13 protein-coding genes and 1 pseudogene are annotated in these 12,348 nt (G+C 70.4%); 11 read left to right on the top strand and 3 right to left on the bottom strand.

Translation table 11 applies throughout. The annotated features are described in order from the left end of the window. The first annotated feature begins 38 nt into the window (after nt 1-38). The 4 genes from AC07DS_RS10185 to AC07DS_RS10170 all read left to right on the top strand — a co-directional run bounded on the left by AC07DS_RS10185 (nt 39) and on the right by AC07DS_RS10170 (nt 4,171). Nucleotides 39-881: a hypothetical protein gene (locus AC07DS_RS10185; protein ID WP_479144004.1), complete on the top strand. Its 843-nt coding sequence runs from the start codon at nt 39-41 to the stop codon at nt 879-881. 123 nt (nt 882-1,004) lie between these two features. Continuing rightward, nucleotides 1,005-1,976, top strand: a complete 972-nt coding sequence (locus AC07DS_RS10180; RefSeq protein WP_479144003.1) for an aldo/keto reductase — start codon at nt 1,005-1,007, stop codon at nt 1,974-1,976. Between the two features lie 84 nt (nt 1,977-2,060). Then, nucleotides 2,061-2,612 carry a TetR/AcrR family transcriptional regulator gene (locus tag AC07DS_RS10175; protein ID WP_479144002.1) on the top strand — a complete coding sequence of 184 codons (552 nt, stop codon included), beginning with the start codon at nt 2,061-2,063 and terminating at the stop codon, nt 2,610-2,612. Then, a complete protein-coding gene (locus AC07DS_RS10170; protein WP_479144001.1) occupies nt 2,609-4,171 on the top strand; it encodes an MFS transporter in 1,563 nt (520 codons plus the stop codon). Before AC07DS_RS10175 ends, AC07DS_RS10170 begins: the two co-directional genes overlap by 4 nt. Before the next feature lie 106 nt (nt 4,172-4,277). Here the strand turns inward: AC07DS_RS10170 and AC07DS_RS10165 are convergent, their stop codons facing one another. Further along, entirely contained in the window at nt 4,278-4,949 is a 672-nt protein-coding gene (locus AC07DS_RS10165) for a lysophospholipid acyltransferase family protein (RefSeq protein WP_145881243.1), read from the bottom strand. 345 nt (nt 4,950-5,294) lie between these two features. On the opposite strand from AC07DS_RS10165, the gene AC07DS_RS10160 reads away from it, so the two are divergent. From AC07DS_RS10160 to AC07DS_RS10150, 3 genes are all read left to right on the top strand, one after another. Further along, entirely contained in the window at nt 5,295-6,470 is a 1,176-nt protein-coding gene (locus AC07DS_RS10160) for a glycerophosphodiester phosphodiesterase (protein ID WP_479144000.1), read from the top strand. A gap of 102 nt (nt 6,471-6,572) precedes the next feature. Further along, a complete protein-coding gene (locus tag AC07DS_RS10155) occupies nt 6,573-7,079 on the top strand; it encodes a sigma-70 family RNA polymerase sigma factor (RefSeq protein ID WP_479143999.1) in 507 nt (168 codons plus the stop codon). Between the two features lie 45 nt (nt 7,080-7,124). Further along, nucleotides 7,125-7,622: a GNAT family N-acetyltransferase gene (locus AC07DS_RS10150; protein WP_479143998.1), complete on the top strand. Its 498-nt coding sequence runs from the start codon at nt 7,125-7,127 to the stop codon at nt 7,620-7,622. A 92-nt stretch (nt 7,623-7,714) separates the two neighbouring features. On the opposite strand, the gene AC07DS_RS10145 is transcribed toward AC07DS_RS10150, so the two are convergent. Then, nucleotides 7,715-8,140, bottom strand: coding sequence for a hypothetical protein (locus AC07DS_RS10145; protein ID WP_336110842.1), 426 nt, complete (start codon nt 8,138-8,140; stop codon nt 7,715-7,717). 1 nt (nt 8,141) lies between these two features. Next, complete coding sequence (locus tag AC07DS_RS10140) at nt 8,142-8,501, bottom strand: hypothetical protein (protein WP_479143997.1); 360 nt, start codon at nt 8,499-8,501, stop codon at nt 8,142-8,144. Nucleotides 8,502-8,570: 69 nt separating this feature from the next. On the opposite strand from AC07DS_RS10140, the pseudogene AC07DS_RS10135 reads away from it, so the two are divergent. The 4 genes and pseudogenes from AC07DS_RS10135 (at nt 8,571) to AC07DS_RS10120 (ending at nt 12,344) form a co-directional block, all read left to right on the top strand. Then, nucleotides 8,571-9,252 (top strand): annotated as a pseudogene (locus tag AC07DS_RS10135) (HAD family hydrolase). 415 nt (nt 9,253-9,667) lie between these two features. After that, nucleotides 9,668-10,711, top strand: a complete 1,044-nt coding sequence (locus AC07DS_RS10130) for a methionine ABC transporter ATP-binding protein (RefSeq protein WP_479143996.1) — start codon at nt 9,668-9,670, stop codon at nt 10,709-10,711. Beyond that, nucleotides 10,708-11,445 carry a methionine ABC transporter permease gene (locus tag AC07DS_RS10125; protein WP_479143995.1) on the top strand — a complete coding sequence of 246 codons (738 nt, stop codon included), beginning with the start codon at nt 10,708-10,710 and terminating at the stop codon, nt 11,443-11,445. Before AC07DS_RS10130 ends, AC07DS_RS10125 begins: the two co-directional genes overlap by 4 nt. A 65-nt stretch (nt 11,446-11,510) precedes the next feature. Beyond that, nucleotides 11,511-12,344, top strand: coding sequence for a MetQ/NlpA family ABC transporter substrate-binding protein (locus tag AC07DS_RS10120; RefSeq protein ID WP_479143994.1), 834 nt, complete (start codon nt 11,511-11,513; stop codon nt 12,342-12,344). Nucleotides 12,345-12,348: the final 4 nt, after the last annotated feature.

Genomic DNA, 12,348 nt, shown 5'->3' with positions numbered 1-12,348 from the left:
CCCCGCCTCCCCGGGCAGACAGGGAGGCGGGGGGAGCCATGGAGAACAACGCGCCGGGAGGCCGGCGGCTGCTGAGCAGATTCCGCGCCGCCCTCGCACTGTGCGTCCTGCTCGCGGGCCTGAGCCTGGCCCTGCTGTCCAACGGCCGCGACGGCTTCGGCTGGTCCGTCCTCAACGAACTCGCCCTGTTCGCGGCTGCCGGTGTCGCCGTCCCCTTCTACTACGACCTGTTCCTCAGAGATGCCGAGCGGGAGACGTTCCTCCAGGAGCTGGGCGGGGTCATCGACCGGCGACTGGCCACCGGTGACGGCGGCCGCGGCCTGACCGTCCACGCCCACGGACGGCTCGCGCCCACGGAGAAGGCCGCGTTCCTGGCCGGGGCACAGACGGAGATCATCGAGGTCGGTGTCGCCCTGCGCAGCCTGACCAGCCTGTTCGTCTCCCGCCCCGAGCGCGACTTCACCGACCCCGTCCGCCGGCTGCTGAGCCGGGGTGTGCGGATCACCTTTCTGATCGCCGACCCGGAGTCGGCGCTGACCATCGAGTACGCCCGCAGCATCGGCGACCCCGGACTGCCGGGCCGGGCGGCGGAGTCCGCCCGTCAACTGGCCGGAGTGGCGCGGGACTTCACCGCAGAGGGGCATGCCGGGCAGATGACCGTACGGTTCACCCGGCACCTGCCCAGCTGCTACGTGTCCCTGGTCGACCCCGACTCCGCGTCGGGCCGCTGCCGTACCGCGCACTACCTGGCGGGGGTACGGCGAGCCGACTCGCCCGTGGTCGACATCGCCCGGACGGGCCAGCCCGAACTGTTCGCGCGCTACGTGACGTACGTACGGCACGCGCTGGACGACAGCAGACCGGTCGACTCGGCCGGCTGACCGTCGTGTCCGCCCGCACGCGGCGGGTTACGTTGGTCCTGAGCCATAGGAGCCTGTGTCATGTCCCCGGCCAGGCGCGGGACATGACACAGGCTCCACGGAGCCGACCGAACGGAGCCCGCGATGCCCTTCGCCCGTCTCGCGACCGCCACGACGCCGACCTGCCACATCGGGCTCGGTCTCGCCGCCGTCGGCCGCCCCGGCTACATCAACCTGGGCCGCGAGGAGGACCTCCCGCCGGTCCGTAGCGTCGACGCCCTGCGCGACCGCACCCATGACCTGCTCGACGCCGCCTACGCCCAGGGCGTGCGCTACTTCGACGTCGCCCGCTCCTACGGCCGTTCCGAGGAGTTCCTCGCCGACTGGCTGAACGCCCGCCCGGACATCGACGACGTGGTCATCGGCAGCAAATGGGGCTACACCTACACCGCCGGCTGGTCCACCGATGCCACGCAGCACGAGGTGAAGGACCACAGCCTGGCGACGTACGAGCGCCAGCGCGCCGAGTCCGAAGCGCTGCTCGGCGACCGGCTCGACCTCTACCAGATCCACTCGGTGACCCCGGACAGTCCGGCCCTCACCGACAAGGAACTCCACGCCGAACTCGCCGAGGCCGCGGCCGGGGGCCTGACCATCGGCTTCTCCACCAGCGGTCCGGCCCAGGCGGACGCGATCCGCGCCGCCCTCGCCGTGCGGGTCGACGGCGAGCCCCTCTTCCGTACCGTCCAGTCGACGTACAACGCCCTCGAGACCTCGGCCGGACCCGCGCTCGCCGAGGCGCACGAGGCCGGACTGACCGTGATCATCAAGGAGGGCATGGCCAACGGCCGCCTCGCCGCGCAGAATGCCCCGGACGCGCTGAAGACCGTGGCCGAGGAGACCGACCTCGGCTGCGACGCCGTCGCCCTCGCCCTGATCCTGCGCCAGCCCTGGGCGGGGGTCGTGCTCTCCGGCGCCGCGACCGTCACCCAGCTCGCCTCCAACCTCCACGCGCCCGTCGTGGACCTGGACGTCGACCAGCTGACCCGCCTCGCCACCCTGGTGGAGGAACCGGGCACCTACTGGGAGCGGCGCGGACAGCTGCCCTGGCACTGACCGATCACCCCTGCTGACCAGCAGCTATGAGTCACACATGCCTACAATGAGACAAAGATGTCTCACATGGGCTATGGTTGTCTCATGGCCCTGGATCGTGACCACGTGCTGCGCAGCGCAGCCGCCCTGCTGACCCGCAAGTCCACGGCGACCATGGACGAGGTCGCCAAGGCCGCCGGGATCAGCCGGGCCACGCTGCACCGCCACTTCGCCGGGCGCGACGCGCTCGTACGGGCGCTGGAGGCGCTCGGCATCGCGGAGTGCGAGGCGGCGCTGGACACGGCCCGCCTGGAGGAGGGTTCCGCGGGCGAGGCCGTGCACCGTCTGGTTCGCGCGTTCGAACCCTCGGCCGGCCTGCTCGCCTTCCTCTACACCGAGAACCAGCTGTTCGAGGGCGAGGAGCAGAACCAGGGCTGGGCCCGCATCGACGAGCGCGTCACGGCCCTGTTCCGGCGCGGCCAGGAGAGCGGCGAGTTCCGTATCGACCTCACTCCGGTCTGGCTCACCGAGGCGCTGTACGGCCTGCTGGCCTCCGGTGCCTGGGCGGTCTCGGAAGGCCGCGTCGCCCCCAAGGACTTCACCCACATGATCGTCGAGCTGCTGCTCGGCGGCGCACTACGAAGAGAGGAATCATGACCAGCACCCTGCAGCATGGGGGTCCCCCCTGCTCGAGCGAAGTCGAGAGCTTGGGGGAACGTGGGGCGGAGGTGGAGAGGCGCCCGGGCCGCTGGCTCGCGCTCTCCGTCCTCGTCCTGGCCGTGCTGCTGGTGGCCGTCGACGCCACCGTCCTCGGCCTCGCGACCCCGTACATCAGCGAAGACCTCAACCCCTCCGGCACCCAGCTCCTGTGGATCGGCGACGTCTACTCCTTCGTCATCGCCGGTCTGCTGGTCTCCATGGGCAGCTTCGGCGACCGCATCGGCCGCAAGCGCATCCTGCTGACCGGCGCCACTGCGTTCGGCGCGATATCCGTCCTGAACGCGTACGCGACCACCCCCGAACTCCTGATCCTGGCGCGGGCCCTGCTCGGCGTCGCCGGCGCGACCCTGATGCCTGCCACCCTCGCCCTGATCCGCAACCTTTTCCACGACCCGCGCGAGCGCAGCCTCGCGGTCGGCATCTGGGGCGCCACCGCCTCCGCCGGCACGGCCGTGGGCCCCATCGCCGGCGGCTTCCTCCTCGAGCACTTCTGGTGGGGCTCGGTCTTCCTGATCAACCTGCCGGTGATGGCGGTCCTGGTGCTGGTCGGCATCCGTACGCTGCCCGAGTCCCGCAACCCGGACCCCGGCCCCTGGGACCTGATCAGCGTCGTCCTGTCGCTGGTCGGCATGATCGGCCTGGTGTACGCGGTCAAGGAGGCCGCCACCCACGGCTTCACCTGGCCCACGCTCGCCGCGGCCCTGCTGGGCGCGTCGGCGCTCTACGGCTTCGTGCGCCGCCAGCTCACCATGCCGGCCCCGCTGCTGGACATGCGCCTGTTCCGGCGCCGTGGCTTCAGCGGCGCGGTCCTCGCCGACCTGCTGACCGTGCTGGGCATGTCCGGCCTGGTCTTCTTCCTCTCCCAGTTCCTGCAACTGGTCCAGGGCAGGAGCCCCTTCGAGGCGGGCCTGGCCGAACTGCCCGCCGCCGTCGGCGCGGTGGCGGCCGGCCTGATCGCGGGCCGCGCGGCCCGCCGCTTCTCGGTACGGGCCGTGGTCTCGGGCGGTCTGGCCGCCGTGGGCATCGCCCTCGCCGTCCTCACGACCGTGGGCCGGTCGACGGGCTACCCGGTCCTCGGCGTCGCGCTCCTGGTCGTCGGCATCGGCGCCGGCTTCTCCTTCACGGTGACGGCCGACGTGATCCTCTCCAGTGTGCCCAAGGACCAGGCGGGCGCCGCCTCCGCGGTCTCCGAGACGGCGTACGAACTGGGCGCTGCCCTCGGCATCGCCCTGCTCGGCTCGATCGTGACCGGTGTCTACCGCGACTTCACGGGCCCGGCCGGAACCCCGGCAGCGGCCCATGAGTCACTGGGAGCGGCGGTGGAGGCCTCGACGGCCATGCCTGCGCACACGGCGGAGTCCCTCCTGGACGCGGCGAGCAGCTCTTTCGTCCAGGGCCTGCAGATCGCGTCGGCCGCAGGAGCAGCGGTCCTGCTGGCAACGGCGGTGGCGGCGTGGTTCCTGCTGAAGGGGCAGCAACTGGAAAGTGCCGGGTGAGCCGAGCAGCTCAGGGGCGCGGGGCTGTGTCGACATGCGGCTCCGCCGCGTGGGCGCGACCAGCCCCCGCACCCGCAGTTGAAAACCGGCCGAACCGCCGGCGGCGCTACGCGGCCTTGGCCTTCGTGGCGTACATGTCCACGTACTCCTGCCCGGAGAGCCGCATGACCTCGGCCATCACGGAGTCGGTCACGGCCCGCAGCACGTACCGGTCCCGGTCCATTCCTTCGTACCGCGAGAACTCCATCGCCTCGCCGAAGCGAACGGTGACCTTCCCGGGCCGCGGCATCCCCGCCCCGCCCGGCTGCAGCTTGTCCGTGCCGATCATCGCGAACGGAACCACCGGCGCACCGGTCATCAGCGTCAGTCGCGCGATACCGGTGCGCCCCCGGTAGAGCCGGCCGTCGGGCGACCGCGTCCCCTCGGGGTAGATCCCGAAGACCTTCCCCTCCTCCAGGATCCGCCGCCCGGTCATCAGCGCGGCGACGCCACCGTTGGCCCCGTCCCGGTCGACCGGGATCATGCCGACGCCGGTGAAGAACCACGCCATCAGCCGGCCCTTGAGGGTCTTGCCGGTGACGTACTCGTCCTTGCCGATGAAGTACACCTGCCGCTTGGTGACGATCGGCAGCACCAGCGAGTCGATGAAGGTCAGGTGATTGCCGGCCAGGATGACCGGCCCGTCCCCCGGGATGTGCTCCGCGCCCTCCACCTGTGGGCGGAACATCAGGCGCATGATCGGTCCGAGCACTGCCTTGATGAGCGCGAAGCGGGACAACGGGTCCTCCGATGTCGAGGGAAGCGATATGTGTCTGTGCAGGTGAGGACATTACTCGCGGCTCCGGGGGATGCGCACATCGGGTGCGGCCGGTTCACCGAGGTCTTACACACTGTTGACACTGGTTTACCTGCGGTGACGCCCCGGTGTCCGTCGGTGACGTACGCCGGCAGTGTGACGGAGGTCGCGCCGAATGCCTGCGGCCGAAGCCGACGGACCGTCATGTCTCGCCTCACACACGACAGACGGCGTCACCCGCGTGTTCGAACCGAGGTCTCCCGTCGGTCATGTGTACGCCCCTACGATCGGCGCGCATCGAAGAGGCAGGACAGCGGGAGGGCGCTCATGGACAGCGACCGGACGAACGAGCAGACGCAGGGCACGGGACGGCGGGCGCTCCTCGGCGCAGCGGTGCTCGGCGCGGGCGGAGCGGTCTTCGGACTGCCCGGAACCGCCCGGGCGGCCGACGCCCGGACGGCAGGGTATGGCGGGCGCGGGCTGAAGAGCCTGCCGGTGCCGACGATCATCGGCCACCGGGGTGCCAGCGGCTACCGCCCCGAGCACACCTTCGGCTCGTACAACCTGGCCCTCGATCTCGGCGCCGACGTCGTCGAGGCGGGTGACCTGGTGCCCACCAAGGACGGTCACCTCGTCTGCCGGCACGAGCCGGAGATCGGCGGCACCACGGACGTCGCCTCGCATCCCGAGTTCGCCGACCGCAAGACCACCAAGGTCCTGGACGGCGTCCCCACCACCGGCTGGTTCACGGAGGACTTCACCCTCGCCGAGCTGAAGACCCTGCGCGCGGTCGAGCGCATCCCGGCCAACCGCCCGCACAACACCCTCTACAACGGGCGCTGGGAGATCCCCACGTTCGAAGAGGTCCTGAAGTGGCAGGACGAGCAGACCCGCAAGCGCGGCAAGCAGGTCTGGATCTACCCCGAGACCAAGCACCCCACCTACTTCCGCAAGCTGGGCCTGGGCCTGGAGGAGCGGGTGGCGAAGCTGCTGCGCAAGTACGGCAAGGACAGCCGGAACTCGCCGGTCATCCTGCAGTCCTTCGAGCCGAGCAGCATCCAGAAGCTGAACCAGCTGGTGGACAACCCGCTCGTCGTGCTGCTCTCCTCGGCCACCAGCCGCCCCTACGACTTCGTCGAGGCGGGCGACCCGCGCACGGTCGCCGACCTGATCACGCCCAAGGGTCTGCGGGAGCTCGCCGGCTACGCGCAGGGCATCGGCCCGACGCTGGACCTGATCATCCCGAAGAACGCCGACGGCACCCTGGCCCAGCCGACCACGCTGGTCTCCGACGCGCACAAGGTGGGGCTCGTCCTGCACCCCTACACCATGCGCAACGAGAACCCCTTCCTCCCGGCCGAGTACCGCAAGGGCAGCGCCGCGGACGCCTACGGCGATGTCTTCGGAGCCTTCGGGACGTACTTCGCCACCGGCATCGACGGCGTCTTCACCGACAACGCCGACACCGGTGTGCTGGCCCGCGCCGACTTCCTGGCCGGCTGACCGGAGCCGCCCTCGTCAACACCGAGGCCGTACCGCACCCCTTTAGGGGTGACTCCGCGCCGTCCCGGAAACCTGCCGCCGGGGCGGCGCGTCGTTCCGCATATGACGCACGACTTGGTGGTCACCCTGCGCCCGCTGCTCGCTGCCGAGGCCTCCGCCGAGGCATATGCCTGCGGAGGTGAACCGGGCGATCTGGAGCAGGCCGTCTGGCTCCGCCTCCTGGAGCTTCTGGAGACCACCGGGCCGCCGACCGACCCGCAGGGCTGGCTGCGCAAGGCCGTCCGTGCCGAGGCCCGGCGCAGCCGTCGTACCACCCGCATCGAACGTCCTTACGGCATCGAGCCGGCCGACGACGCCCGCCCCGACCCCGAACAGCTGGCACTCACGGCCGCCCGGTACCGCGCCCTGCGCGACGCGGCCCGCCGGCTGCCCGGCCGCTGCCCCCGGCTCATCGAGGCGCTGCTCTCCCCGAGGGACCTGACATACCGGGAGATCGCGGGGGAGTTGGGTATCTCACAAGGCAGTCTCGGACCGGAACGTTCCAGATGTCTGGGATGTCTGCGCCGATTGCTCACGCCGGAGGTTGCGGCCCGTGAAGCGCGGGGATAGGAGTGAGGAACGACAGGCGATCAGGTGAGCGGGAGGCATGCGCACATGGGCATGAGCGTGACCATCTCGGTGGCGACCGAGCAGGATTCGGAGCAGATCTTCAGGCTCCAGTACCTGTGCTTCCAGAGCGAGGCGGCGCTGTACGGCAACTACCGCATCGACCCGCTCGTCCAGAGTCTCGACTCGGTCCGTCAGGAGGTCGTCGCCGACTGCGTCTTCGTGGCCCGCCTCGGCGACGAGGTGGTCGGCGCGGTGCGCGGCAAGGTGACCGAGGACGGCGCCGCCGCCATCGGCAAGCTCTGTGTCCACCCGCGTCTCCAGGGCCACGGCATCGGTGCGCGTCTGCTGCGCGCGGCCGAAGCGGCGCTGGAGGGGGAGCGGGGTGCCACCAAGTTCCGCCTCTTCACCGGCCATCGGAGCGAGGGCAACCTCCGCCTGTACCGCCGGGTCGGGTACCAGGCGGTGGGCCGGTCGAAGGGTGCGGACGGCGTGGAGCTGATCGTCCTGGAGAAGCAGGCGGGTGCCTACGCAACTACGGCGTGAGGAGCGCCCAAGGAGGCGCGGGGCCGTATTGACATGCGGCTCCGCCGCGTGGGTGCGACCGGCCGCGAACGGCCCGCGGGCGCCCGCACTTCTCAGGCGGCAGCCCGCTGCTGCGCCTGCACCTTCCGCAGCCAGTACAGCGCGGACAACGGCAACAGCACGGGGATGAAGATGTAGCCCATCCCATAGTCCGACCACACGGTCGCGTCGGGAAACGCCGAGGGCTCCACGAGCGTCCACGTACCGACGACCAGCACTCCCACCAGCTCGGCCGCGCAGCAGACTCGCGCCGCCCTGCGGGCCGTTTCGCCGCCACGGACCAGCGTGTACGTGATGAAGCCGTACACGACACCGGCCACCGCCGACAACGAGTAGGCGAGCGGTGCCCGCTGGAAGTCCGTCGCGATCTGGTACGCCGAGCGCGAGACCGCGCCGACCACCATCACGCCGTAGAACCAGACGAGCAGCATCCCCGGCCCGCTGATCAACCGGGTCGGCTTCTCCTCGAGCGCCGTCATCTCAGCCTCCCCAGATGTCGTAGAGCCGTACCTCGAGCACGGCCAGCACCACACCGCCGGCCGCCACCGTCACCGAGCCCCAGCGCGTCCGCTCGGCCAGGGACATGAAGCCCGCCGCCGGCACGCAGGCGAACGCGCCCAGCAGATACGCCACGAAGATGGCCGTCCCCTGCTCCGGCTTCTCGCCCCGGGCCAGCAGCACGATCCCGGCCACCAGCTGGATCACGGCCAGCAGCGACACCACGGCCATGCCGATGAAGTGCCAGTCCTTGGTCGGCTGGTCCCGGTGGGCGGCCCAGCCGCACCAGGCGGCGAGCAGCAGCGCGGCGACTCCGGTCACCAGCGTCAGGGCGTTGAGCATGCGGTGACCTTATTACGGCCGAAATGGCCCGACGTCGCCGACCCCGTCGTACGCCGTAGGGTCTAGACCATGATGTTCCACGCGCACGCCCTCCTGTTCGACAACGACGGCACTCTCGTCTCCTCCCTCGACTCCGTCGAGCGCTGCTGGACCCTCCCCCACGCCTAAAGGGCGCGGGGGGACCCCCACGGCGCAGGAGTACGGCATCACCGCCGAGGAGTTCCGGCGCGTCGCGCTGCACGGGCGGCCCGCGGCCGAGATAGTCGCCGATCTGCTGCCCGCCCGCCTCGTGCCGGAGGCGGTCGCCCGGGTCGAACAGCTGGAGGTGGAGGACGTGCCCGACGGAGGCGTGCAGCTCCTGCCGGGTACCCGGGACTTCCTCGACTCGCTCCCCGCCGACCGCTGGGCCGTCGTCACCTCCGCCACCCGGCGGCTCGCCGAGGCCCGCCTCGACGCCGTCGGCATCTTGCCCAAGACGCTCGTCGCCGCCGACGACATCACCCGCGGCAAGCCCGACCCCGAGCCCTGTCTGCTCGCCGCCCGGCAGCTCGGCGTGGACCCGGCCCGCTGCGTCGTCTTCGAGGACGCACCCGCCGGACTCCAGGCGGGCCGCGCGGCCGGCATGACCACCGTGGCGTTGGCCACAACCCACCGGGCCGAGGAGCTGGACGCCGACCTGGTGGTGAGGGACCTGTCGGCCTTGTCCGCACTGGTCACCGATGCCGGAGTGGAGATCTCCGTTCGCGACTGAGAACTGTCCGCCGCTGTCCAGCATGCGGACAGCGGCGGCCGGTCAGCACCGTAGGTCTGGTTTACTGATCGCATGACCACGACGAGCTGCCGCACCCTTGCGACCGAGGCGACCCTGACGCCCGGTGCTCGTTGTATGTGTTCGCGCCGAATGTGCGCTTTCTAGAGGGCCCCCGCACCACCTGAGCCTCGCGCCCCGAAGCGAGAGCCGTGGCCTGTCCCACGCCGGATCCCCGGCCTGCGTGACTGAAGCCTCCCCCACTGCCTGAACGGCGTGGGGGGACCCCCATCGCGCACACGACGTTCTCCCCGGTTCACCGCCTCGGCGAGAACCGTGCCGCGTCCGTGAACGACTGCAACTGCACCCGTGTCCGGGCACACCCACGCCCGGGCACTCGACAGTGACGGAAACCCCTGTGATCACCACATCGGGCCTGACCAAGGTCTACCGCTCCCGCGGCCGTGAGGTCACCGCCCTCGACGGCGTCGATCTCCACGTCCGCGAAGGCGAGGTCTACGGCGTCATCGGCCAGTCCGGCGCCGGAAAGTCCTCGCTCATCCGCTGCGTCAACCTGCTCGAGCGTCCGACATCCGGGACGGTGAGCGTCGCCGGACAGGACCTCACCGCGCTCGCCGGCCGGGGCCCCCGCGCCGGCAAGGAGCTGCGCCGGGCGCGCAGCCACATCGGCATGGTCTTCCAGCACTTCAACCTGCTCTCCTCGCGGACCGTGCAGGACAACGTCGAGCTGCCGCTGGAGATCCTCGGCAAGTCGGGCAAGGAGCGTTCCCGCAAGGCGCTCGAACTCCTCGACCTGGTCGGCCTCGCCGACAAGGCCAAGGCCTACCCCGCCCAGCTCTCCGGCGGCCAGAAGCAGCGCGTCGGCATCGCCCGCGCCCTGGCCGGCGACCCCAAGGTGCTGCTCTCCGACGAGGCCACCAGCGCCCTCGACCCGGAGACCACCCGCTCCATCCTCCAGCTGCTGCGCGACCTGAACCGGCAGCTGGGCCTGACCGTCCTGCTCATCACCCACGAGATGGACGTCGTGAAGTCCGTCTGCGACTCCGCCGCCCTCATGGACAAGGGCAGGATCGTGGAGTCCGGCACGGTCAGCGAACTGCTGGCCACCCCCGGCTCCGAGCTGGCCTCCGCCCTGTTCCCGGTGGGCGGCGAGGCCACGGGCGCCGACCGGACCGTCCTCGACGTCACCTTCCACGGCGAGGCCGCCACCCAGCCGGTCATCTCCCAGCTCGCGCGCACCTACAACATCGACATCTCGATCCTCGGCGCCGCCATCGACACCGTCGGCGGTCTCCAGATCGGCCGCATGCGCATCGAACTGCCCGGCCGCTACGAGGACAACGTGGTGCCCGTCGGCTTCCTGCGCGAGCTGGGCCTGCAGATCGACGTCGTCGACCACACGGCCCAGGCGCCCGTGCTGGTGAAGGAAGGTGCCAAGTGACCTGGTCCGAGATGCAGCCGCTGCTGTCCCAGGCGTGTAGCGAGACGTTCACCATGGTGGCCTGGTCCACCCTGATCGCCGTCGCCGCCGGCCTTCCGCTCGGCATCCTCCTCGTCCTGACCGACCGGGGCGGCCTGCTGCAGAACGTCGTCGCCAACAAGGCGATCGGCCAGGTCGTGAATGTCGGCCGGTCGATGCCGTTCATCATCCTGATGGTCGCCCTGATGAGCTTCACCCGCTGGGTCACCGGGACGACGATCGGCACCACCGCCGCCGTCGTGCCGCTCGCCATCGGCGGCATCCCGTTCTTCGCCCGCCTGGTCGAGACGGCTGTCCGCGAAGTGGACAACGGTCTCGTCGAGGCCGTACAGGCCATGGGCGGCAACTCCTGGACGATCGTCCGCAAGGTCCTCGTCCCCGAGGCCCTGCCCTCGCTGATCGCCAGCACGACCACGACGGTCATCGCCCTGATCGGCTACTCCGCCATGGCCGGCACGGTCGGCGGCGGCGGTCTCGGCGACCTGGCCGTCCGCTACGGCTACCAGCGCTTCGAGACCGAGCTGATGTGGATCACCGTCGCGATCCTCGCCGTGGCCATCTCCCTCATCCAGTTCGCCGGCGACTACGCGGCCCGCTCCCTGCACCACCGCGGCGCCCGCTCCGGCCCGGCTCCCAAGCTGCGCCTGCTGAAGGCCGAGGCGACCGAGGCCGCCGACATCACCAAGGTCGCCTGAGACCCCCAAAGACTCCCCGTACACCCATCACGGGGTCGCACCACCCTTAAGGAAAGGCACTTTTCGTGCGTAACACCGCCAAGCTCACCACCGCCGTCCTCGCCGCCGGAGCCCTCACCTTCGGACTCACCGCCTGCGGCTCCGGCAACGACTCCGCCGGCTCCTCCGACTACAGCGGCCCGCTGGTCGTCGCCGCGAGCCCGACCCCGCACGCCGAGATCCTGAACTTCGTCAAGGAGAACCTGGCGAAGAAGGCGGGCCTCGACCTCGAGGTCAAGGAGTTCACCGACTACATCACGCCGAACACGGCGACCGAGGACGGCTCGGTCGGGGCCAACTACTTCCAGAACCAGCCGTACCTGGACGACTTCAACAAGAAGCGGGGCACCCACATCGTGCCCGTCGTCACGGTGCACCTGGAGCCGCTCGGCCTCTACTCCCACAAGGTGAAGAGCGCCGACGCCCTCAAGAGCGGTGCGACCGTCGCCGTCCCGAACGACTCCGTCAACGAGGCCCGCGCGCTGAAGCTGCTCGCCGCCAAGGGCCTCATCACGCTCAAGGACGGCGTCGGCACCGAGGCCACCCCGCAGGACATCGCCAAGAACCCCAAGAACCTCAAGTTCAAGGAGGTCGAGGCGGCCCAGACCCCGCGCTCCCTGGACGACGTGGACGCCGCCGTGGTCAACGGCAACTACGCGATCTCCTCGGGTCTCAAGCCGGCGAAGGACGCCCTCGTGCTGGAGTCCGCGAAGAACAACCCGTACGGCAACTTCCTCGCGGTCAAGAAGGGCAACGAGAAGGACCCGCGGGTGAAGAAGCTCGCCAAGCTCCTCACCTCGCCCGAGGTCAAGAAGTTCATCGAGGACAAGTACCAGGGCTCGGTCATCCCGTCCTTCTGAACCT

This window comes from Streptomyces sp. NPDC044064 (genome assembly GCF_056434245.1).
The sequence above is the reverse complement of the archived record's forward strand: the minus strand, read 5'-3'. Positions and strand labels throughout refer to the sequence as shown.

What these genes read in the sequence shown, in the direction of transcription:
- AC07DS_RS10185 (WP_479144004.1), top strand. Translation starts at nt 39, where the DNA reads ATGGAGAACAACGCGCCGGGAGGCCGGCGGCTGCTGAGCAGATTCCGC.
- AC07DS_RS10180 (WP_479144003.1), top strand. Translation starts at nt 1,005, where the DNA reads ATGCCCTTCGCCCGTCTCGCGACCGCCACGACGCCGACCTGCCACATC.
- AC07DS_RS10175 (WP_479144002.1), top strand. Translation starts at nt 2,061, where the DNA reads ATGGCCCTGGATCGTGACCACGTGCTGCGCAGCGCAGCCGCCCTGCTG.
- AC07DS_RS10170 (WP_479144001.1), top strand. Translation starts at nt 2,609, where the DNA reads ATGACCAGCACCCTGCAGCATGGGGGTCCCCCCTGCTCGAGCGAAGTC.
- AC07DS_RS10160 (WP_479144000.1), top strand. Translation starts at nt 5,295, where the DNA reads ATGGACAGCGACCGGACGAACGAGCAGACGCAGGGCACGGGACGGCGG.
- AC07DS_RS10155 (WP_479143999.1), top strand. Translation starts at nt 6,573, where the DNA reads ATGACGCACGACTTGGTGGTCACCCTGCGCCCGCTGCTCGCTGCCGAG.
- AC07DS_RS10150 (WP_479143998.1), top strand. Translation starts at nt 7,125, where the DNA reads ATGGGCATGAGCGTGACCATCTCGGTGGCGACCGAGCAGGATTCGGAG.
- AC07DS_RS10145 (WP_336110842.1), bottom strand. Translation starts at nt 8,140, where the DNA reads ATGACGGCGCTCGAGGAGAAGCCGACCCGGTTGATCAGCGGGCCGGGG.
- AC07DS_RS10140 (WP_479143997.1), bottom strand. Translation starts at nt 8,501, where the DNA reads ATGCTCAACGCCCTGACGCTGGTGACCGGAGTCGCCGCGCTGCTGCTC.